The sequence below is a fragment of the Cryptosporangium arvum DSM 44712 genome (genome assembly GCF_000585375.1).
GTDB classification, from domain to species: Bacteria; Actinomycetota; Actinomycetes; order Mycobacteriales; family Cryptosporangiaceae; genus Cryptosporangium; species Cryptosporangium arvum.
On the sequence record NZ_KK073874.1, the window covers coordinates 639,200 to 659,825 of the forward strand.

General features: G+C 70.8%; 19 protein-coding genes. 12 read left to right on the forward strand and 7 right to left on the reverse strand.

The window, feature by feature from the left end; translation table 11 throughout:
• The first annotated feature begins 53 nt into the window (after positions 1-53).
• Together CRYAR_RS02930 and CRYAR_RS02935 are read left to right on the forward strand one after the other, a co-directional pair.
• Positions 54-749 (forward strand): DedA family protein, encoded by a 696-nt coding sequence (locus CRYAR_RS02930; RefSeq protein ID WP_211247240.1) that lies wholly within the window; start codon positions 54-56, stop codon positions 747-749.
• 83 nt (positions 750-832) lie between these two features.
• A complete protein-coding gene (locus tag CRYAR_RS02935; RefSeq protein WP_035848302.1) occupies positions 833-2,026 on the forward strand; it encodes a DivIVA domain-containing protein in 1,194 nt (397 codons plus the stop codon).
• Between the two features lie 21 nt (positions 2,027-2,047).
• Here CRYAR_RS02935 and CRYAR_RS02940 read toward each other — a convergent pair whose 3' ends face one another.
• Both CRYAR_RS02940 and CRYAR_RS44890 read right to left on the reverse strand, forming a co-directional pair.
• Positions 2,048-2,275 (reverse strand): DUF397 domain-containing protein, encoded by a 228-nt coding sequence (locus CRYAR_RS02940; protein ID WP_035848304.1) that lies wholly within the window; start codon positions 2,273-2,275, stop codon positions 2,048-2,050.
• Between the two features lie 156 nt (positions 2,276-2,431).
• Positions 2,432-2,974 (reverse strand): DUF1707 domain-containing protein, encoded by a 543-nt coding sequence (locus CRYAR_RS44890; RefSeq protein WP_051569658.1) that lies wholly within the window; start codon positions 2,972-2,974, stop codon positions 2,432-2,434.
• A gap of 201 nt (positions 2,975-3,175) precedes the next feature.
• Here CRYAR_RS44890 and CRYAR_RS02950 point away from each other — a divergent pair, with 201 nt between their 5' ends.
• From CRYAR_RS02950 to CRYAR_RS02980, 7 genes are all read left to right on the forward strand, one after another.
• Complete coding sequence (locus CRYAR_RS02950) at positions 3,176-4,579, forward strand: sensor histidine kinase (RefSeq protein ID WP_157017295.1); 1,404 nt, start codon at positions 3,176-3,178, stop codon at positions 4,577-4,579.
• Positions 4,576-5,256: a response regulator gene (locus tag CRYAR_RS02955; RefSeq protein ID WP_084699987.1), complete on the forward strand. Its 681-nt coding sequence runs from the start codon at positions 4,576-4,578 to the stop codon at positions 5,254-5,256. The genes CRYAR_RS02950 and CRYAR_RS02955 overlap by 4 nt, the downstream gene beginning before the upstream one ends.
• Before the next feature lie 128 nt (positions 5,257-5,384).
• Complete coding sequence (locus tag CRYAR_RS02960; RefSeq protein WP_051569660.1) at positions 5,385-6,290, forward strand: MHYT domain-containing protein; 906 nt, start codon at positions 5,385-5,387, stop codon at positions 6,288-6,290.
• Between the two features lie 180 nt (positions 6,291-6,470).
• Positions 6,471-7,625 (forward strand): MHYT domain-containing protein, encoded by a 1,155-nt coding sequence (locus tag CRYAR_RS42585; RefSeq protein WP_169744986.1) that lies wholly within the window; start codon positions 6,471-6,473, stop codon positions 7,623-7,625.
• Between the two features lie 87 nt (positions 7,626-7,712).
• Positions 7,713-8,453: a DUF4230 domain-containing protein gene (locus CRYAR_RS02970; protein ID WP_084699991.1), complete on the forward strand. Its 741-nt coding sequence runs from the start codon at positions 7,713-7,715 to the stop codon at positions 8,451-8,453.
• An 11-nt stretch (positions 8,454-8,464) separates the two neighbouring features.
• On the forward strand, positions 8,465-9,985 hold the full coding sequence (locus CRYAR_RS02975; protein ID WP_035848306.1) for a fused MFS/spermidine synthase: 1,521 nt from the start codon (positions 8,465-8,467) through the stop codon (positions 9,983-9,985).
• A 42-nt stretch (positions 9,986-10,027) separates the two neighbouring features.
• Entirely contained in the window at positions 10,028-11,323 is a 1,296-nt protein-coding gene (locus CRYAR_RS02980; RefSeq protein ID WP_035848308.1) for an NAD(P)/FAD-dependent oxidoreductase, read from the forward strand.
• A 53-nt stretch (positions 11,324-11,376) separates the two neighbouring features.
• Here the strand turns inward: CRYAR_RS02980 and CRYAR_RS02985 are convergent, their stop codons facing one another.
• The 3 genes from CRYAR_RS02985 to CRYAR_RS02995 all read right to left on the reverse strand — a co-directional run bounded on the left by CRYAR_RS02985 (position 11,377) and on the right by CRYAR_RS02995 (position 13,425).
• Complete coding sequence (locus CRYAR_RS02985; protein WP_035848311.1) at positions 11,377-11,562, reverse strand: hypothetical protein; 186 nt, start codon at positions 11,560-11,562, stop codon at positions 11,377-11,379.
• 82 nt (positions 11,563-11,644) lie between these two features.
• Positions 11,645-12,934, reverse strand: coding sequence for a hydroxyacid-oxoacid transhydrogenase (locus tag CRYAR_RS02990; protein WP_035848313.1), 1,290 nt, complete (start codon positions 12,932-12,934; stop codon positions 11,645-11,647).
• Positions 12,931-13,425 (reverse strand): acyl-CoA thioesterase, encoded by a 495-nt coding sequence (locus CRYAR_RS02995; protein WP_051569662.1) that lies wholly within the window; start codon positions 13,423-13,425, stop codon positions 12,931-12,933. The genes CRYAR_RS02990 and CRYAR_RS02995 overlap by 4 nt, the downstream gene beginning before the upstream one ends.
• Positions 13,426-13,675: 250 nt before the next feature.
• On the opposite strand from CRYAR_RS02995, the gene CRYAR_RS50080 reads away from it, so the two are divergent.
• Entirely contained in the window at positions 13,676-14,380 is a 705-nt protein-coding gene (locus CRYAR_RS50080) for a winged helix-turn-helix domain-containing protein (protein WP_084699995.1), read from the forward strand.
• A 55-nt stretch (positions 14,381-14,435) separates the two neighbouring features.
• On the opposite strand, the gene CRYAR_RS03005 is transcribed toward CRYAR_RS50080, so the two are convergent.
• Positions 14,436-15,137, reverse strand: a complete 702-nt coding sequence (locus CRYAR_RS03005) for a hypothetical protein (protein ID WP_035848316.1) — start codon at positions 15,135-15,137, stop codon at positions 14,436-14,438.
• Between the two features lie 204 nt (positions 15,138-15,341).
• Between CRYAR_RS03005 and CRYAR_RS03010 the strand changes: the two genes are divergently transcribed.
• Positions 15,342-16,862, forward strand: a complete 1,521-nt coding sequence (locus tag CRYAR_RS03010) for an AI-2E family transporter (protein ID WP_051569664.1) — start codon at positions 15,342-15,344, stop codon at positions 16,860-16,862.
• A 378-nt stretch (positions 16,863-17,240) separates the two neighbouring features.
• On the forward strand, positions 17,241-18,374 hold the full coding sequence (locus CRYAR_RS03015) for a family 8 glycosyl hydrolase (protein WP_051569665.1): 1,134 nt from the start codon (positions 17,241-17,243) through the stop codon (positions 18,372-18,374).
• On the opposite strand, the gene CRYAR_RS03020 is transcribed toward CRYAR_RS03015, so the two are convergent.
• Entirely contained in the window at positions 18,371-20,416 is a 2,046-nt protein-coding gene (locus tag CRYAR_RS03020; RefSeq protein ID WP_051569666.1) for a serine/threonine-protein kinase, read from the reverse strand. The genes CRYAR_RS03015 and CRYAR_RS03020 overlap by 4 nt on opposite strands.
• Positions 20,417-20,626: the final 210 nt, after the last annotated feature.

Genomic DNA, 20,626 nt, shown 5'->3' on the forward strand with positions numbered 1-20,626 from the left:
ACGCATCTCGCTTAGGGAACCATCGCACCCGGGTAACCCGTTGCGGAGTGGGAATGACGCATCGGGTGAAGGGTGTGCAGCACGTGGCAGAATTGATTCCCGCACTGGCGGGTGCGCGAGCGAACGGTCCCCAGGAGCTCACCGGGATCTCCGGCTGGGTGGTGGACGTCGTCGAACTCCTCGGCCCGTTCGGTGTAGGGCTGCTGGTGCTGCTGGAGAATCTGTTCCCCCCGATCCCCAGCGAGATCATCCTGCCGCTGGCCGGTTACCTGTCCGGTACCGGGCGGCTCAACGTGGTCACGGTCATCGTCGCCGCGACGCTGGGTTCGGTGATCGGCGCGCTCGCGCTGTACTGGCTCGGCGCCGCGGTGGGCGAGGACCGGATCCGGGTCTGGCTGCGCAAGTTGCCGTTGATGCAGGAGAGCGACCTCGACCGGGCGCAGGGCTGGTTCGACCGGCACGGTGGAACCGCGGTACTGATCGGGCGGATCATCCCGGTCGTCCGGAGCCTGGTGTCGGTGCCGGCCGGCATCCAGCGGATGCCGCTCTGGCGCTTCACGCTGTACACCACGCTCGGAAGCGGCGTCTGGAACACGATCTTCGTCGTGTTGGGGTACGTACTCGGCAACCAGTGGAAAACGGTCGGTCAGTACAGCGACGTTCTCAACTACGCCGTGATCGCTGCGATCGTGCTCGCGGTGGTCTATTTCGGTTGGAAGCGAGTGCTGCGCGTACGTCAATCCGGGTAGTGCCCCGAACCTTTTTGAACACGCGTCACGAGTCGGCGCGGAGCAGTCCGGTGAGCCTGGACGACCATGTTTGGATAGAGCGTATGGCCCAAGGCGAAGAGCAGAACCTGTTCACCCTCAGCGACCCCGCGACCGCCGAGGTCACCTTCGACCTCGCCCTTCGCGGTTACGACCGCCGCCAGGTCGACCGGTACATCGCCCAGCTCGAGAGCGAACTTTCGCAGTTCGCCGCACGTCGCGACGACGCGCTGGCGCAGAACCACGCGCTCGCGGCCCAGGTGGGCGAGCTGCAGAACCAGGTGGTGGAGGTCCAGCGGCGGCCCACCGCCGAGAAGCCGTCGTACAAACACCTCGGTGCGCGCGTCGAGCAGATCTTCGCCATGGTCGAAGACGAAGCGGCCGAGATCCGTTCGAAGGCCGAGGCGGACGCGGCCGCGCTGCGCTCCAAGGCCGAGCAGGACATCGAAGCGGTGAAGGCCGGCGTCGAGAAGTCCTTCGCGGAGCGCCGGGAGGCGATCGAGGCCGAGTACGCGCAGAAGACCGCGCACGCCGACAAGCTGGTCGCCGAGGCCGAGAAGCGGGCCACGGCGGTGGGCCGGGAGGCCGAGGAGGCGCGCGCGAAGGGTGAGCGCGAGGTCGGCGAGCTGCGTGAGCGGACGAAGGCCGACGCCCGCCGCGTCCAGGACGACGCCAGCCAGTTCTCCGCGCGGGTCCGCGGTGAAGCCGAGAAGCACGCCGCCGACGTGCTCGCCAAGGCCGACGCGCACTCCGCCGACGTGCGTCGCAAGGCCGACGAGGCCGCGAGGGGCGCCACCGACGCGGCCCGCCGTCAGGCCGAACAGACGATCACCGGCGCCCGCACCGAAGCGGAGAGCATCCGTGCGAGCGCCAAGACCGACGCCGAGCAGATGGTCGCCGAGGCCCGCCGGGTCGTCGCCGAACTCGACACGCGGCGTAAGCAGATCAAGCAGGAGATCGGCCGGCTGCGCGAGGCGGTCGCGCGTCTGACCGGCGGTGGTGCCGGTCTCTTCGGCGAGGACGACGTCGAGGAGGCCGCATCCGCGGCGACGTTAAAGCCAGAAGCTCCGGCCGGTCCGGCCGCTGCGCCCGCCCAGCAGCCGAAGCCTTCGCAGCAGGCGACACCGGCGGCTGCGGCGACCACGCAGCGGATGGCGGTTCCCGGCCCCGGTCAGCCGCCGGCCGCGCCGAACAACGGGATCGGCCCGCACCGCGGCGCTCCGACGAACGAGATGCCGCGGGTCAGCGCCGAGAGCTGACCGGCGACGACGAGGGCGAGCTCAGTTGGCGAGCTCGCCCTCGTCGTCGAGATCGAATTCCCCGTCGTTGACGCCGGCCAGGAACGCGTCCCACTCCGCCTGGGTGAACAGGAGGACGGCGGCCGGGTCGGTGGAGTCGCGCACCGCGATCTGGTCACCGACGAACGCGACCTCGACGGTGGGGCCTTGGTCCTCCGCGCTCCGCGAGCTGCGCAGCCACACGGCCTCGGAGAGGTCGACGTCGGACATTGTGCCTCCGGTTCTGCACTCCCCGTAACGAAGTACGGGCGCTGACGCCGGAAGGGTACACCGTGCGTCACCTACGTCGCCGACCCTTCGGGGACGCCGCGGCGCCCCACCGAGGTGGTACGCGAGCAGCGTCGGGCCGGATCCCGGGAAGCCCATCTACCAGGAGCGGTGCGAGTAGTCGTGGTCCCACCGACCGCGGTGGTGACGGGGGCCGCAGTGGTGAGCGCGGTACTCGGCGAAGTCGCCGGGACCGTACCCGGCCGCGGCGAGGTGCGCGCGCCACCGTTCGCGACGCGTGCGGTGCTTGACGTGGAACACGGTCGACAGCGCGAGGAAGCCGAGCGGGAACAGCGGCCAGAAGAAGCCCGCTCCGGTGAGCGCCCAGATCGTCGTGAGGATCGCGCCGAGGAAGATCACGAATCCGACGTGTCCGCCGATCGCCTCGCGGCCGGCCCGGCGTTCGCGCGCCTGCTCCTCGGGGTCCGGCGGGACCAGCCCTCGACCCTGGTCGGGTAGGTCCGCGACCAGCGGCGCGAGCTCGTCGCGGTACTGCGACTGGTAACAGGTGGCCATGCGCTCGTCGGCCTCGTCGAGCGTCAGGAGACCGGCCTCGGCCGCGGCGCGGAGGATCGAGACGATCCGTTCACGCTCGACCGTGGACGATCGGGTGCGGGGCGGAGGGGTGGGCTCGGCGGGCATGTCGTTCTCCGTTCGAGTAGGTCGGCGTCGTGCCGACACCCTCAATGCTCGGCCGGGATCGCACTGATTTCGTCGGCTGCCGGGCTGCTGTCGGTCTGCGCCGACGGGCGCAGACGACGGACGGCCGTACTCCCGGAGTAGTACGGCCGCCGAGCCCTTGAGCCGATGACCGGCGCGTTCACCTGGCCTACGGTCGAGGCCATGAACCGCAGGCATCAGCGTTGGGAGGACCAGGCGCGACGCCGGGGCGAACGCGAGCGCCGTCGCGTTCAGTGGCAGGAGCGGCGCTGGGAGCAGCACGCTCGGCGCTGGGAACAGCAGGCTCAGCACTGGGAGCAGCACGCTCAGCGCTGGGAGAAGCACGCTCACCACGGGGAGAACCTGGCCCGGCGCTGGGAGGCCACGGGGCGGCGCTGGGAAGCGCGCTGGGAGCACCGTCAGTCACCGGTAGGTGCGGCGGTGGGAGGCGTCGGAATCCTCACGATCGGCGGGACGCTGCTCGCCGAGCAGACCTTCGAGGGTTTCCACCCGCTCGACACCCGCGGGTGGTTGCTTCTCGTCGCCGCCCCGTTGTTGCTCGGCGTGCGGCGGCGGGCGCCGATCCCGATCGCACTGCTCGTCACCGCGGTCCTGTCGGCCTACTACCTGCTGGGGTATCCGCCGGGGCCCGGGTTCCTGGCGCTGCTGGTCGCGCTGAACGCGGTGCAGACCGAATCACGTCGCTGGGCGGCGTGGACGATCGCGGTGGCCGGATTCGCCGGGTTCACCGCGGTCGATCTCACGTTGGTGGCCGGCCCGACGGTTCCAATCGGAGGTCTGATCGCCGCCGGGCTGTGGACGGCGCTGGTCATGATGGGCGCCGAGGCCGGCCGGGCCGGACGCGAGCGCGCGCAGGAGTACCAGGCGCGCCGGGCCGAGGCCGAACGCAGCCGGCTCGAAGGTGAGCGCCGCCGGGTCTCCGACGAACGCCTGCGGATCGCCCGCGAGGTACACGACCTGCTTGGCCACCACCTCTCGCTGATCAACGTGCAGTCCGGGGTCGCGCTGCACCTGATGGACGCCAGGGCGACGAGCGAAGAGGAGCTGCGCGCATCACTCTCCGCGATCAAACAGTCGAGCAAGGACGCGTTGGTGGAGCTACGGGCGACCGTGAACGCGCTCCGCGGCGTCGACGAGGACGCGCCCCGGCAGCCGACCCCGACGCTCGATCGGCTCGACGACCTGCTGGCCGGAGCCACCGCCACCGGGCTGGAGGTCACGTTGACGCGTCGGGGCGAGCCGTCGGAGGCGCTGCCGGCCCGCGTCGACCTGGCGGCGTTCCGCATCGTGCAGGAGGCGCTCACGAACGTGCGACGGCACGCCGGACCGGTGTCGGCGGTTGTCACCCTCGAGTACGGCGAGGACGTGCTCGTCGTCCAGATCGACGACCCCGGCCCGGACGGGGCGAGGCCGGACGTCCATTTGGATCGGATCGACGAGCCACCCCCGGGTGGCGGAAACGGGATACCAGGCATGCGTGAGCGAGCCCAGTCGGTCGGCGGGACGTTGCAGGCCGGGCCGAAGCCCGACGGCGGGTTCCGGGTGCGGGCGGAGCTCCCGCTGTGAGCGACGACGACGGCGAGATCCGGGTGCTGCTCGCCGACGACCAGGCGCTGGTGCGGGCCGGGTTCCGCGCGCTGCTCGACGCGCAGCCGGGCATCACGATCGTCGGTGAGGCCAAGGACGGCGCCGAGGCGGCCCGGCTCGCCGACGCACTGACCCCCGACGTCGTCCTGATGGACATCCGGATGCCCGGCGTGGACGGGCTGGAGGCGACCAGACGGATCACCGCGAGCGTGCGCCTGACCGCCACCCGGGTCGTCATCCTGACCACGTTCGACCTGGACGAATACGTCTTCGAGGCGATCCGGGTCGGCGCCAGCGGCTTCCTCGTGAAAGACACCGAACCGGCCGACCTCGTGCAGGCGGTGCGGGTGGTCGCGCGGGGCGACGCGCTGCTCTCTCCCGGCGTCACCCGCAGGCTCATCGCGGAGTTCGCCGGACACCTGCGCAAACCGGCGCCGACCGGCCAGCTCGACGTGCTCACCGACCGGGAGCGCGAGGTCGTCGCGCTGGTGGCGGCCGGGCTGTCGAACGCCGAGATCGCCGATCGGCTCGTCGTCTCCCCGGCGACGGCCAAGACCCACGTCAGCCGAGCGATGGCGAAGGTGAACGCACGCGACCGGGCGCAACTGGTGGTGCTGGCGTACGAGACCGGCCTGGTACGCCCACGAGCGACGTGAAGCAGCGCAAACCCTACTTCGTGCCGCAGTGCGTTACTTGTCCGTCGCGGATTGCGTGTGCCGTCGGCATTGGGTGACGATGCCCCGGTTCGTTACCGGGGGCGCGCCCGTGGCGAAGGAGCAGGGCTATGGCCCACGTCCATCACTTCACGTACGGCTTGATCACGTTGTTGCTCGCCTACGCAGTTTCGGTTCTCGGCTGTCTGCTCGGCCTGATCTGTACCGCCCGAGCCCGGGACACGTTCCGGGTGGCCGCGCGCGTGCGGTGGCTCGCGCTGGGTTCGGTGTCGATCGGTGGCACCGGGATCTGGCTGATGCACTTCCTCGCGATGCTCGGGTTCACCGTCTCCAACACGTTCGTCTTCTACGACCCGGCGCTGACCGCGCTCTCCGCGCTGATGGCGGTCGGGATCGTGGCCGTCGGCATCTTCGTCGTCGGGCTGGGACAGCCGTCGATGCTGAAAGTGCTGGTCGGCGGAATCGTCACCGGGCTCGGGGTGGCCGGGATGCACTTCACCGGCATGGCGGCGATGCGGGTGCTCGACGGTGAGGTGATGTACGACCCGGTACTCGTCGCGGCCTCGGTGGTGATCGCCGTCGTCGCCGCGACGGTCGCGCTCTGGTTCACGATCGTCATCAAGAGTCGTCCCGCGCTGGCTGCCGCCTCGCCGATCATGGCGATCGCGGTGACCGGGATGCACTACATCGGGATGTTCGCGGCGACGGTGCGTGAGGTCGGCGGCCGCGGCCGGGTCGAGGGTGTGGACGTGACGACGCTGCTCATCCCGAGCGCGGTGATCGTCGGCACGGTGCTCATCGCGCTGCTGTACGCGACGCTGTCCGCGCCGGCGGCCGAGGAGCGGGCCGCGGAGGCTCTGATGACCCGCCTCCTCTACGCGAGCGAGGACATGCAGCCGCCGCCGGCCGCGCGTCCGACCCGCGCGACGATGCGAACCCAGCTCCGCCATCGAGTCGCGGTGCGTAATGCCCGGACGACCGATTCCGACACACCCGCCACATCCGTACCGCGCTGAGGCCGGTACGGGGTTTGGGGTTCTTTGAACCCCAGCGTTGAGTAATCGGTTCAGCACCCTCCGAATTGGTCCGATTTGGGCCTTGAGAATGCGCCTGAGGTGAGCGAGCGTTCGGGCTCAGAGCTCTTCCCGGGAGGGTGCTCGATGGCGGAAGTCCATCACTTTGCCTACGGCTGGCTCGTGCCTGCCCTCGCTTACAGTGTTTCGGTTCTGGGCTCGCTGCTCGGGCTGGTCTGCATGGCGCGTAGCCGCCAATCGCGCCTTCCCGCGAAGCGGTACGGCTGGCTGGCGCTGAGCGCCGTGTCCATCGGCGGTACCGGCATCTGGATGATGCACTTCCTCGCGATGCTCGGGTTCGCGGTGGACGGTAGCGAAGTCCGGTTCGCGGTGTTCCCGACGCTGTTCAGCGCGTTCCTCGCCGTGGTCGTCGTGGGGATCGGCCTGCTGATCCTCGGCACCGGCGAGCTGAGGCTGTGGCGCGTCCTGGTCGGTGGGGTGTTCGCCGGCCTCGGCGTGGCCGGTATGCACTACACGGGCATGGCGGCGATCCGGCTGGACGGCACCGTCGGGTACGACCTGAAGTACGTCGCGCTGTCGCTGGTGATCGCCGTGGTCGCGGCCAGCGCCGCACTCTGGTTCACGGTGGTCGCGCGGAACCTCTGGCTGGTGACCGGCGCGGCGCTGATCATGGGCGTCGCGGTCAACGGCATGCACTACGTCGGAATGGCCGCCGCGAAGGTGACTCTCGACGACACCCACAGCTCGGCCGACGGCGCCGACGTGACGACCGCGCTCCCGATCATCGCCGGTCTGGCCGGGGTCATCGTCGTCGTGCTGCTCTACTCGGCGCTCTCCACGCCGATCGACGAGGAGATGCGGTCGGCGGAGAGTCGGCTCGGCCTGGCCGGTGGGCCCGGCGCGGACTCCGAGTCGTTCTGGACGCCCAAGTCGACGGGTCAGCCGCAGCCGTCCGGGCCGGGGAGCACGACCGGGTCGTGGGCCGACGCACCGCCCGCGGGGCGGCCCCAGCCGTGGACGCCGGGAACCCAGCCCTCCAGCGGCCCGAATTACGCCGGCCCGAATTTCGGGGGGCCGGCTCCGGCCGGGTCCGTTCCCGGCGGGGCCGACCTGCCTTGGCGGCCGGGTGCGGCGGCGCCGGACGGGTCGGCGCAGTGGCCCGGTGGCGCTCCCGCCGCCGGTCCGGCGGCGGCGGAGGACTCCCGGTGGGCCGTGCTGCGTCAGAAACCGGCTGATCAGCAGACCGGAAACGGCCCCTGGGCCGACACCGGCCTCGCCGACGCGGCCCGTCGCCGCAACGCCTCCGATTCGTGGTGAGGTTCGCGCGAGCCCATTGACGGGTAGCTCCACACTGTCACCGGCCGGTGACATCGCCGGCCGACGACCGGGTGAGGTGAGCGACCCATGCCGAAAGAGCACGAGTCCGGTACCGCGCGTACCGAGCCATTGCCTGAGTTGCCGCAGGACACGCCGAAAGACGCACCGCTCGACGTCGAGCGCCGGGGCGACCGCCGCTCCCGCATCTTCGGCCTGATCCTGCTGGCCGTGATCGTGCTGGTGGGCGTGGGCACGTTCCGCGCCTGCTCCTGGTGGAACAGCGACGACCGTCCGCTGGCCGAGAGCACCGTCGACCGGAGCGGACCGGTGGTGCTCAAGTCGATCCAGGATCTGGCGCGGTTCCAGGCCGCGACCGGTACCTTCCAGGTCGTCGTCGACCTGGAGAAGGACACCAAGTACGTCCCCTCGTCGATCCTCGGCCAGCGGACGCTGTTCGTCGGGGTCGGCACGGTCGACGCCTACGTCGACTTCGCCGGGATCACCAGCGACGCGCTGGTGATCTCCGAGGACCGGCGCTCGGTGTCGCTGCGCCTGCCGCCGCCGGCGCTGGAGAAGGTCAACCTCGACCAGGACAAGAGTTACGTCTTCGCCCAGGAACGCGGCGTCATCGATCGGTTCAAGTCGCTGTTCGACGACGACCCGAACAAGCTCGGCGACGTCTACAAGGCCGCGGAGAAGAAGATCGGCGACGCCGCGAAGGAGACCGACCTCTCGAAGCGGGCGCAGACGAACACGCAGGCGATGCTCGAGGGCCTCTTCAAGTCGCTCGGCTTCACCTCTGTCACGGTGACGTTCTCGGGTACCTGAACAATGGGGCGATGACGCCTCCTGACGGAAGATGGCAGCCGGGGCCGGTGCTGGCGGGCATCCTGGTGGTGCTCGCCTCCGGTGCCGTACTGGTCCTGGAGATCCTGAGCCTGCGGCTGATCGCGCCGTACGTCGGGGTCACGCTGGAGACGAACACGGCGGTGATCGGGGTCGCGCTCGCCGCGATCGCGGTCGGGGCGTGGGCGGGCGGGGCGGTGGCCGATCGGCTGCCGCCCGCCGTTCTGCTCGGGCCGCTGCTGCTCGGCGCCGGCGCGCTCGTCTTCGCCGTGACGCCGGTCGTCCGTTTCGTCGGGGAGCTGGTTCAGGGTGCTGACGCCTCGGGGGTGTTGCTGGTCGCCGCCGCGGCGGTGTTCGCACCGGCCGCGCTGCTCTCCGCGGTGCCGCCGATCGTGGTGAAAGCGCGGCTGGCGAACCTGAGCGAGACCGGAACGGTCGTCGGCCGACTGTCCGGCCTCGGCACGGTCGGGTCGATCGTGGCGACGTTCGGGACCGGGTTCATCGCGGTGGCGATGGTGCCGACGACGACGATCCTGACCGGTCTCGCGGTCCTGCTCGTCGTCACCGGGCTGGCGGTGGCGTGGATCAGCCGGGGCGCGTCCCGGCTGAGCCCGGGGAGTAAAAGGGGCCTGGCCGGGCCGCTCGCGCTGGCGCTGATCGGCGCCGGCGCCACCGCGGCCGCGCCCAACCCGTGCGAGCTCGAGACGGTGTACCACTGCGCGAGCGTCAGCGCGGATCCCGACCGGCCCGACGGCGACGGGCGGGTGCTCCGCCTCGACACCCTGCGTCACTCCTACGTCGATCTGAAAGACCCCACTTACCTGCAGTTCGAGTACCTGAAGGTGATCGGCGCGGCCACCGACGTGTTCCGGCCGCCGGGCGCCCCGGTGAAGGCACTGCACCTGGGTGGCGGTGGCCTGACCCTGCCCCGGTACCTGAAGGCGGTCCGGCCGGGCAGCGACAGCCTCGTCTACGAGATCGACGCCGGGGTGCTGCGCATCGACCGGGAGCAGCTCGGCCTGCGTGAGGGCGACGGGATCCGCACCCGCGTCGAGGACGCCCGTGTCGGCCTGGACGAGCAGCGGACCGACAGCTACGACCTGGTCGTCGGCGACGCGTTCGGTGGCGTCGCCGTGCCGTGGCACCTCACCACCCGCCAGGTCGTCGCCCAGGTCGACCGGGCGCTGACGCCGACCGGCATGTACGCGGTCAACCTGATCGACCACGGGTCGCTGGCGTTCGTGAAGGCCGAGGTCGCCACGATCTCCGCGGTGTTCCCGCACGTGGCGTTGATCGCCGAGACGGCCGCGTTCAGCGGTGCCGGCGGTAACCTCGTCGTGCTGGCGTCGGCCTCGCCGCTGCCGCTGGCCGCGCTGAAGTCCGCGCTGGCCACCAAGGCGCCGGCGATGAACGTCGTCACCGGCGGGGACCTGAGCGGGTTCATCCGGGAGGCGAAGGTACTCACCGACGACTTCGCCCCGGTGGACCAGCTCGTCACGCCCTACCGTTCGTGAGCGTCTTACTGGGGTAAGCCCCGAATGAGCTAAGGAGCGTCAGTGGCTGACCGTAAGCGCATAGTTGTTGTCGGGGCAGGCTTCGCCGGGTTGCACGCCGCCAGGACCGCGGTGCGTTCCACCAAAGGCCAGGCCGACGTCGTGGTCGTCAACCCGACCGACTACTTCCTGTACCTGCCGTTGCTGCCGGAGGTGTCGGCGGGCATCCTCGAACCCCGCCGGATCACGGTTCCGCTCATCCGGACGCTCGGCGGTGCCCGGCTCGTGCTCGGTGACGTGGACGGCGTCGACACCGACGAGCGCCGCGTCTACTTCGAGAACCCGGAGGGCGACCGCGGCTCGATCCGCTACGACCGGCTGATCTTCGCGCCCGGCAGCGTCAACAAGCTGCTGCCGGTGCCGGGCGTCGCGGATCACGCGCACGGGTTCCGGAGCATCGCCGAGGCGCTGTACCTGCGTGACCACATCGTGCGGCAGCTCGAGCTGGCGAGCACCACGAGCGACCCGGTGGAGCGAGAGGCGCGCTGCACGTTCGTCGTCGTCGGGGCCGGCTACACCGGCACCGAGGTGGCGGCGGCCTGCCAGCTGTTCAGCGAGTCGGCGGCCAAGCACCTACCGAACCTGCACCGGCAGAAGATCCGCTGGCTGCTGCTCGACCTGGCGCCGAACGTGCTGCCGGGCCTCGACCCGCGGCTCGGCACCGCCGCCGACGAGATATTGCGCAAGCGTGGCGTCGAGGTGCGGATGGGGACGTCGGTGGCCGAGGCCACCGCGGACGGCGTGAAGCTGACCGACGGCGAGTTCGTGCCGACCCGCACGCTGGCCTGGTGCGTCGGCGTGCGGCCCGATCCGCTGATCGAGAGCACCGGCCTGCCGACCCAGGAGGGTCGCCTCACCGTCGACGCCTGGCTCAACGTCCCCGACCACCCGGACGTCTACGCGGCGGGGGACAGCGCCGCGGTTCCCGACCTCACCCGGCCGGGCGAGATCACGCCGATGACCGCGCAGCACGCGCAGCGCCAGGGTGTGCAGGCCGGTAAGAACGTCGCGGCGTCGCTGGGCTTCGGCACCGGGGCCCAGTACAAGCACCACGACCTCGGCTTCGTCGTCGACCTCAGTGGAGCGAAAGCGGCGGCGAACCCGCTCGGCATCCCGCTCTCCGGTTTCCCGGCCAAGGTCGTCACCCGCGGGTACCACCTGCTGGCGATGCCGGGCAACCACCCGCGCGTGGTGGCCGACTGGATCCTGGACGCGGCGTTCCGCCGTCAGGTCAGCCAGATCGGCACCGTACGGGGCTGGGCCGTGCCGCTCGACACCGACACCGGCGCCGAGCACTGAACGCACTGATGCCCGGCAGCTTCGTCGCTGCCGGGCATCAGATCACGACGTCGTCAGCGACGCCGGCCGCGCCAGCGAGCCGGGTAGGCGGTGCCGAAGCCACACAGGTGCAGAGCGATGAACAACAGGCCCAACGCGACGAGCGTGTTCCAGTTGAGCAGATCGCCTATCGGAAGCTGGTCGATCAGGTCCAGGAACAGCAATAACCCGAACGTGATCGCGGCCAGGATGGCAAACATGCAGGGCTCCTTGGGGGTTAGGAGTACTATGCCGCCCCAGTTCCCGCTCCGATCACGACCGAAACTTGCCCCGCTAACGGGGCTACCAATTCTCCATTGATGAGCGGAAAATGCCCCCGAGATCGTCGGCGGTCGGTGTCCGCGGTGACACGTTCAGCAGCCGCTGCTGCTTGAGCGTTCCCTCGACCAGCGCCTCCACGTCGTTGTCGGCGAAGCCGACGGCCGCCACCCCGGACGGGATGCCGATGTCGCGCATCAGCGCCACGAGCGCTCCCGGGAGACGTTCGGCCGGTGGCCCGTCCGGTTCGGGGTCGCCGGACAGCAGCGACGCCGCACGGACGTGACGCTCGGGGTCGGTGGGGAACGTGAAGCGGAACGCCGCCGGCGCGGTCAACGACACCGACTGTCCGTGCGGAACCATGGCTTCGTCGGCGTCGTACCCGGCGGGACGGTAGTCGCGGACCATGCCGGCGATCGGGTACGCGCACGCGTGCGGAATGTGGACACCGGCGTTGCCGAAGCCCATCCCGGCGAACGTGGCCGCCGCCATCATGTCCGACCGGGCGGTCAGGTCCGTGCCGACGAGCACCGCGCGCCGGAAACTGCGGGCGATGAGCGTGAGCGCCTTCTCCGCCCACACGTCCGAGACCGGGTTCGACCCGTTGTACGCGACCCGGGTCTCGGCGGTGTGCCGCAGGAAGCTCGTGTAGGGGCGGGCGGTGTAGGACTCGAGCGCGTGGCAGACGATGTCCATTCCGGCCGCCGCGGTCACCGCCGCCGGCAGGGAGAGCGTGACGAGCGGGTCGACGACCGCGAGTACCGGGCGCAGCGACGGGTGGCTGATGCCGCTCTTCACCTTCAGGCCGAGGATGTCCAGCACGCAGACCGGTGTGCTCTCCGAGCCGGTACCCGCCGTGGTGGGCACCGCGACGAGCGGTCTGGTCGGCTTGCTCGGGGCTCGACCGGCGCCCACCGGCTTGTTGACGTAGTCCATCACGTCGCCGCCGGACGTGCTGAGCAGGTTGACGGCCTTCGCGGTGTCGATCACCGAGCCGCCGCCCACGGCGACGTAACCGTCGAACCCGTCCTCGCCGGCGAGGTCGTTCGCGGTGGCCGCGGCGGCGCGCAGGCTCTCGTCGGTCGGTTCGCAGTGCACCTGGTCGTAGAGCGCGTGGTCGACGCCTGCTGCTTTCAGCGATTCCGCGACGCGTGCGGGGAGGCCGGTCGCGGCGATCCGCGGGTCGGTAAGTACAAGAACGCGGCGGACGCCGAGGCGCGCGACGTCGTAGCCGATCTCGTCGACCGCGCCCGGACCGAACTTCAGCGGCGGCGCGCCCCAGGTGAATACGGATTCCGTCAGTAGGTCGGTCATCGGTGACCCTCCTCGGCGTCGAGCAGACCGGCGGCTTGGAACAACGGTGCGCTCTTCTCGGCCACCGGCGCCAGCACATCCCGGAGAACCGGTGGAATCGCCGATGTCCGTCGTGTCGCTCGATCGACATAGACGTGCACGAACCGGCCGAGCGCAACGGCGTCGTCGTCGCCCTTGCGAAAAATCGCCAACCGGTAGACGACGCTCGACGTGCCGAGCTTGGCCACGCCGATGCCGACTTCGAGCCGATCGGGGAAGCTGATCGACCGGTGGAAGCGGCACGAGGTCTCGACGACCAGGCCGAGCGCCGGTAGGTCCCGGATGTCGGCGTCGGTGGCGTCCATCAGCCAGCCGTTCACCGCGGTGTCGAAGTAGGCGTAGTACACGACGTTGTTCACATGGCCGTAGTGATCGTTGTCGTGCCATCGGGTCGGCACGTCCCGGAGCACCGGAAACGTGGACCGGCTCGGAAGATTCGGCATGGGGGTCATCGTGCCCCGGACCGACGGTCGTTGGCTATGTCTACCAAGCCGATAGGAATTGTTTTCTCGACCAGCATCTGAAAGACTGTGGTCATGCGCGACGCCTGGAACCTCACCGGTCGTCTCTCCATCGACCTCGGTCGCGCGTCCAGCGCCTGGTGTCAGGCCTGACCCGCGCGGCCCCAGTCGGTCCTCGGCGTCGTCGACCGCTGCTCCCGCACCTCATCCCTGTGATCTTCGTGTCCTATTAGGAGCAGCCATGACCGTTCAGCCCGTCGCCCGGCCCCGGATAGCCCCGCAACGAGCGCGCTCCCGCCCTCCCGCCTCGACCCCGGCCGCGTCGGGAGCGACGATCTCGGTCGAGGTGGCGGTGGCCGGGCCGGAAGCCCTCGAGACCGCGACGAAGCTCGCCGGCCAGATCCGCGATCTGGTCGACGCGGCGAACGCCGGCGCCGGCAGCGTCGCGATCTCCGCGTCCGTCGGGCTGGAGGTCGGCGCCGGTAACCGCGCGGGCCGCCCGGCGCTGACCCAGGTCGGTCGCACCGGATGGGCGCCGGCCGTGCCGCTGCCCGCGTTCGTCGCCCCGGCCCCGGTTCCGGTCGAGCCGGCCGTGAAGGTGGCGCCGGTCGTCGAGAAGTCCCCGGTCGTCGCGGCGGCGCCGCTGCAGATCTTCCCGGCGCGGCGAGTGGCGCTGCTCGACGGCGTCCAGCTCCAGCTCACCCGGCGCGAGTTCGATCTGCTGGTGTTCCTGAGCGAGCACGCCGGGCGGGTCTTCGACCGGCCCCAGTTGCTCCGGCTGGTCTGGGGCCACCAGGTGATCTGCGGCGAGCGCACGGTCGACGTCCACATCCGCCGCCTGCGCGCGAAGCTCGAGCGCACCGGCCCGGCCATCTCCACCGTGCGTGGCGTCGGCTACCGCCTGGACGCCGCGGAGCGCGTGGCCGTCGTCCACGAGCGGTCCTGACGAACGAAGGGCCCTGGCAACGGCCAGGGCCCTTCGGTTTCTCAGCGGTAGTGGTTCAGCGACCGGCGGTGGCACGCGGGCGACGACGGCCGAACCGACCGGTGGTACCGACCGTGATCGGCGTGAACGCGATCGTCTCCATGTCGCTCGGCGCGGGCATCGACTGCGGGGCCGAGTCCGGGCGGGGCGTCGTCCGCATGTGCACCGCCAGGCCCGCGACGCCCGTGCCCGCGACGGTGAGCGTGGCGAGCACCGCGAACCCGGCCAGAGCGGCCAGGTCGGAGAACACCCCGCCGCCGGCGATCAGGTGCTGGTAGGCCCAGTACCCCTCGAGCGCGGTCGCGGCGATGCCGGTCGCGGCCACCACCGACCAGTGCAGCGGCTCCCGGCGGGACCGCTCGGCGTCCAGCACGCGGATCGTGTTCAGCGTCAGCGTGATGTCGGTGGGCGTGGTCTCGATCGGAGCCGGGATCCGGGTGGCGCGGCGCCGGGAGAACAGCAGCAGCGCGTTCGGGAGGCCGTCGTCGCGGGTAGCCAGCGCGCGCCGGGTGAGGTGGTGCACGGCGTAGGCGAGCGAGGCCCCGACCAGAGCGAGGAGCAGCGGCGGGACGCCGCTCATCAGCGCAAGACCGGCGGCGGCGGCGGTCCAGAGCGCGCCACCGGTAACGGCGAGGGCGGTCAGGGTGCGTTTCTGGCCGACGGTCACGGTAGTGGCGACAGCGACGGCCAGGACAACCATGGTGACGAAGAGAACCATCGAGGCTCCTCCTTCCTGGGCGGGGGTGACATCCGAATGGGAGGGTTGGACTCATCTTAGGGGGTCCTTCACAGGGGAGTGTCAGACCCATCGCTGAAACACAGACTAAGTCGCGCCCGCAACCGACCGTCGGTGGCGCGCGGGGCGTCCGCTGGCGAGCAGGGCTTAGTCTGCTGGGACCACGGGGCGGAGAGAGGACCGGGAATGGCCAAGCGCGAGCGTCGGCTCGCCGTTCCCGCCTACGCCCGAGCGGCCTGGCGACGGGTCGCGGCCGGGCGGGCAGGCGGTCGGCACCGCGGTACCGCCGATCCGGCGGCCGTGCCGCCCACAGCGACGTCCGCGCCCGATCCCGAGACCGAGCACGAGCGGCACCACCCGCGCCGGGCGGCGTCCGTCGACGATCTCGGTGACACGGCGTTCGGTCTGGAGGAGGCGGAACGGCATCGCCGCACCGCCGCGGACCGCCGTCGCAACGACCTGATGCCGCGCTGGCTGCCCCGGGCGTTCGTGCTGGCCGCCCTCACGGTCTCCGGGTTCTTCCTCACCTGGTGGCTGCTCGGCCGCCTGCGTAACCTGATCGGCCTGCTGCTGCTGGCGCAGTTCCTGGCGTTCGCCCTCGAGCCGGCCGTGAACTGGCTGGCTCGTCGCGGGTGGCGCCGGGGTGCCGCCACCGGCGTGACGATGCTGATCGTGCTCGCCTCGCTGATCGGGTTCATGGTCGCGGTCGGCTCGCTGCTGGTGTCGCAGGTGACGACGCTGTCCGCGCGCTTCCCGCAGTACCTGGACCTCGCCGTCGCCTGGGCGAACGACAAGTTCGACACGAAGATCTCGATCCAGCAGATCCAGAACCAGGTCGTGGCCGACGACGGACCGGTGCGGCGGTGGCTGGAGGGCGTCGCCAGCAACGCGGTCGACCTCAGCACCAGCGTGTTCGGCATCATCTTCCAGGCGTTGACCGTGATCCTGTTCGGCTATTACCTCTGCGCGGATGCTCCGCGGGTGCGCCGGTCGCTGTGCTCGGTGTTGCCGCCGGCCCGCCAGCGGGACGTGATGCGGGCCTGGGAGATCGCGGTCGACAAGACCGGCGGGTATCTCTACTCCCGCATCGTGCTGGCGCTGGTGTCGTCGCTGGCGCACTACATCGTGCTCTCGATCCTCGGCATCCAGTACTCGGTGGCGCTGGCGCTCTGGGTCGGGCTGGTGTCCCAGCTGATCCCGACCGTCGGTACGTACCTGGCCGCGTCACTCCCGTTGATCGTCGCGCTCGTCGCCGACCCGTTCGACGCGCTGATCCTGCTCGTGTTCGTCGTCATCTACCAGCAGGTGGAGAACTACCTGCTGCAGCCGAAGATCACCGCGCGCACGCTCGACCTGCATCCGGCGGTGGCGTTCGGCGCGGTGCTGGCCGGTGCCGCCGTGCTCGGGCCGATCGGCGCGATCCTGGCCATCCCGTTCACCGCGATCAGCCAGACGTTCGTCGGGTCGTACATCCGGCGCTACGAGGTCGAGGAACACCCGATCCACGACCCGAAAGCGATGGCGAAGATCCCGATCGAACCGGCGCCCCCCGTGCCGCCGCGGCACGGCGACGACGCCCCGCACCACGAGGACGGCTCGCTGGCGTCGCCGGCACCGCCCGAACCGTCGATCGGTGAACCCGCGGTGGCCCCGGATCAGCCGCTCGTCGTGCCCGACGTCGACCCGGGGCCGCGAGATGTGCCGTAAGTAGCCTAAAATGCCACAAGATGTGGCATTCCTAGGTCTTCGGGAGGGTCCCCGATGCCGGCTACTGCTCCCTACGTCTATCGGCGTACCGAGGACGAGGGCCCACGCGCACGCCGACGACGTCTCGAGCGTCGGCGCCGCCGCACCGCCGCCCTGGCCAGTGGTGTCGCGGCCCTGCTGATCGGGAGCGTTCCGGTGGTCAGCTCGCTGCTGCGAAGTGAGCCGGAAGGGCACGGGCGTGGGGGCGGTACGGTTACCGGTGAACGGCGTTCCGCGCCCGCGACACCGCGGCCGGCGCCGCATTCGTCGGGATCGGCCCAGGGGGAAGCGCTGTATCCGCAGGGAAGCCAGGGATCCGTCGGAGTACCGTTCGGCAGCTTGCGGAGGGCGCACTACCGCGGCGCCGTCATCCGCCCGTCCGGGCCGCAGACCGACCTGAACGAGGCGGTCGTCGCGTACTACCGCCAGTGGCAGGCCGCGTTCGTGCGCCAACGCCCCTGCGGGCAGGACTGGGCCGCGGTCGCCTCACCCGACGCCGAGCTGCCGTACGTTGGCGAAGGCCAGGGCTGGGGTCTTGTCGTCACCGCGCTGATGGCGGGGGCCGACCCGAACGCCCGCCAGCAGTTCGACGCGATCCTGCGGTACGTGATGGCGCACCCGTCGTCGATCGACCCCGACCTGCACGCCGCCGAGCAGAACGAGCGCTGCGAGAGCGTCAACGGCGGTGACTCGGCCACCGACGCCGACCTCGACATCGCCTACGGTCTGCTGCTCGCGCACGAGCAGTGGGGCGGCACCACCTATCTCGAACTGGCCCGCCGCCGGATCGAGGCGATCAAGCGCAGCATCGTCGACCCGAAGTCGCACCTGGTGCGAGCCGGTGACTGGGCCCGCGACGGCGACGACGCGGTCAGCCGGATCTCCCGGTCGTCGGACTGGATGCTCGGCCATTTCCGGGCGTTCCGCACGGTCACCGGCGACCCGTTCTGGGACGTTGTGCTCGACGCGCACCTGGGGCTGATCACCCGGCTGCAGGCGGAGTACTCGCCCGGCACCGGGCTGCTGCCGGACTTCGTCGAACGCATCAACCGCACGCCGCGGCCGGCTCACGGTGAGGTGCTGGAGAGCGAACACGACGGCAGTTTCTGGTGGAACGCCTGCCGGGTGCCGTGGCGGATCGGCACCGACGCCGTGCTTTCCGGCGATCCCCGCTCGGTGGCCGCGGCCGCGCACCTGAACACGTTCGCGCGGACGACGACCCGCGACGACCCGACCCGGATCAAGGCCGGGTACACGCTCGACGGGCGGGTGCTCGCCGACTACACCGAACCGGCGTTCGTGGTGCCGTTCGCCGTGCCCGCGATGCTCGACCGCAACGGCCAGCACTGGATCGACGCCGAGTGGCGCTACCTGACGTCCACGCCGGTGCGCGCGGACGCGTACTACCCGGCGACGATCGGCCTGCAGGTGATGCTCGTGCTCACCGGCAACTGGTGGACGCCGGGGGTCTAGCTTCCCGGGGCGGGCTGGAACGTGTTGGCGAACACCTGGAAGTAGGTGTTGTAGCCCTCGTCCCATTCGTCGGCCGGTGCCTCGAAGTACATCCCGTAAGCCTGCGACGGTGAGGTGACGAAACCCCGGTTCACCACGTGGATCCGCTGACCGCCCCGGTTGAAGTAGAACTGCCAGTCAGCCGCGGTCGTGTAGTTCCGGTACTGGATCTCCTCGATGCTGATGCGCTGGTAGTTGCTCAAGCGGGCGCGGCGCGCCGACTCTTGGGTCTCCCAGTCCTGCTTGGCGTTCGGCTTCGGCTGCTTGCTCTGCTGGATGAGGAGGAAGAAGCCGTTGTTGCCGTTGATGCGGTAGCCGTCGCCGCTGTCGGAGGCGCTCCAGCCGTTCGGGACACCGATCGTGAAGCCACCCGGCCCGGTGACCTTGCGCCAGCCGGCCGGGATCGGGGAGCTGCCGGTGCCTGCCGACGCGCTGGGGCTGGCCGGGGGCGCCGACGCCGACGGGCTGCCGCCGCTCGGGCCGGCGCTCTGGGTGGCGCTCGGTGCACCGGCCGAGGAGGACGACGCGGCTGCCGACGGTGACGGGTCGGCGGTGTTGTCGTCGGAGGAGCGGTCGGCCAGGGCGTACACGAGACCGGCGACGACGACCGCGACGACGAGCACTGCCGCGATCACCCCGATCAGGCGCCCACGCCCGGAGGGGGAGGAACCGTAGGTGGTGGGGGCGGGCGTGTCGTCGTCGGGCGGGAACGCCGCCCGGCGGGGCGTCTTCGTGCCCGGCTCGGACGCGAAACCGACGGGAGCGGGGGAGACCGACTCGGCTTCGGCCGCCGGTGCGTCCTCGATGGGGGTGCGCTGGGCCGGGGTGGCCGCCGCGGGGCTGGCCGGAGCGACGGCCTCCACGGCGGAAGCGTCCTCGGTGCCCGCACCGGACGGGGCCGGGCTCGTCGGTTCGGCCGGGCTCGCCGGCTCGACCGGCGCCGGGGTCGGCGCCGTCGCGTCCGCCGCGGCCGTACCCGCCGCGGCGGCACCGGCCGCAGCCGGGCTGACCGGCCGCGGGGCCGGGCTCACGGGCTGCGCCGGGCTCACGGGCTTCGCCGGACTGACCGGCTTGGCGGCGCCGGCCCCCTTGGCCGGCTTTTCCTGGACCGGATCGGTCGCCGGCAGGACAGCGGTGGCGGACAGGTTGCGCCGACGCGGACGCTCAGGGGCCGGTGGCAGTGCCGCCAGCGAGATCTGGCGCAGCGCCAGCCGCGCCTCCTCCACCGAGGGACGCTTCGACGGCTCGCGCTGCAGCAGCGCGGTGAGCACCGGCGCGATCGGACCGGCCTTCACGAACGGGTCGGGGTCTTCCATCGCGGCCGCGGTGAGGATCGGCACGATGCCGTCGCGGTCGTACGGGGGGCGCCCCTCGACCGCGGTGTAGAGCGTGGCGCCGACGGCCCACAGGTCACTGGCCGGCCCGGCGGGCAGACCGCGGGCCCGTTCCGGCGCGATGTAGGACGGCGAACCGAGGATCAGGCCCGACCGGGTCATCGCCGGGTCGCCCTGGACGCTGGCGATGCCGAAGTCGGCGAGCACGACCCGGCCGTTGTCGGAGACCAGCACGTTGCTGGGCTTCACGTCACGGTGGAAGATGCCGGACGCGTGCGCGACGCCGAGCGCGTTGAGCAGCTGGACGCCGATCTCGGCCACCCGCTCGGGCACCAGCGAACCCTCGTCACGGACGATCTGGTTCAAGCCACGTGCCTTGACCAGTTCCATGACGATCCACGGACGGCCCTCGACCTCGACGACGTCGAACACCGTCACGACGTTCGGGTGGCTCAGCCGGGCCGCGGCGCGGGCCTCGCGCTTCGTGCGCTCCATGAGGTCGTCGCGCGTCTCGTCGTCGACGCCCGGGGGGAGCAGGACCTCCTTGACCGCGACATCACGATCCAGCAGCTCGTCGTGGGCGCGCCACACCGTGCCCATACCACCGCGACCAAGCTGGTCGACGAGGCGGTAGCGGCCCGCCAAGACCGTCTGCTGCGTGTCGGCCATCGCTCTGAGGTACCCCCGAGTCAGTCACCGAAACGATACCGATTCTCCACTGTGTCCGTTGAACGGGGGATGCCTCGGCGTGCGGTCACGACAACCGCCCTGGTCAGGATGCGTTGTCAGGTCAAGTCGCGGCGTGATCGAGCACACACCACGGGTCCCAGTTTGCCGGTTTTGGGCCAACGCCGAGTTTCCGGCCGCTGAATGTCTGGC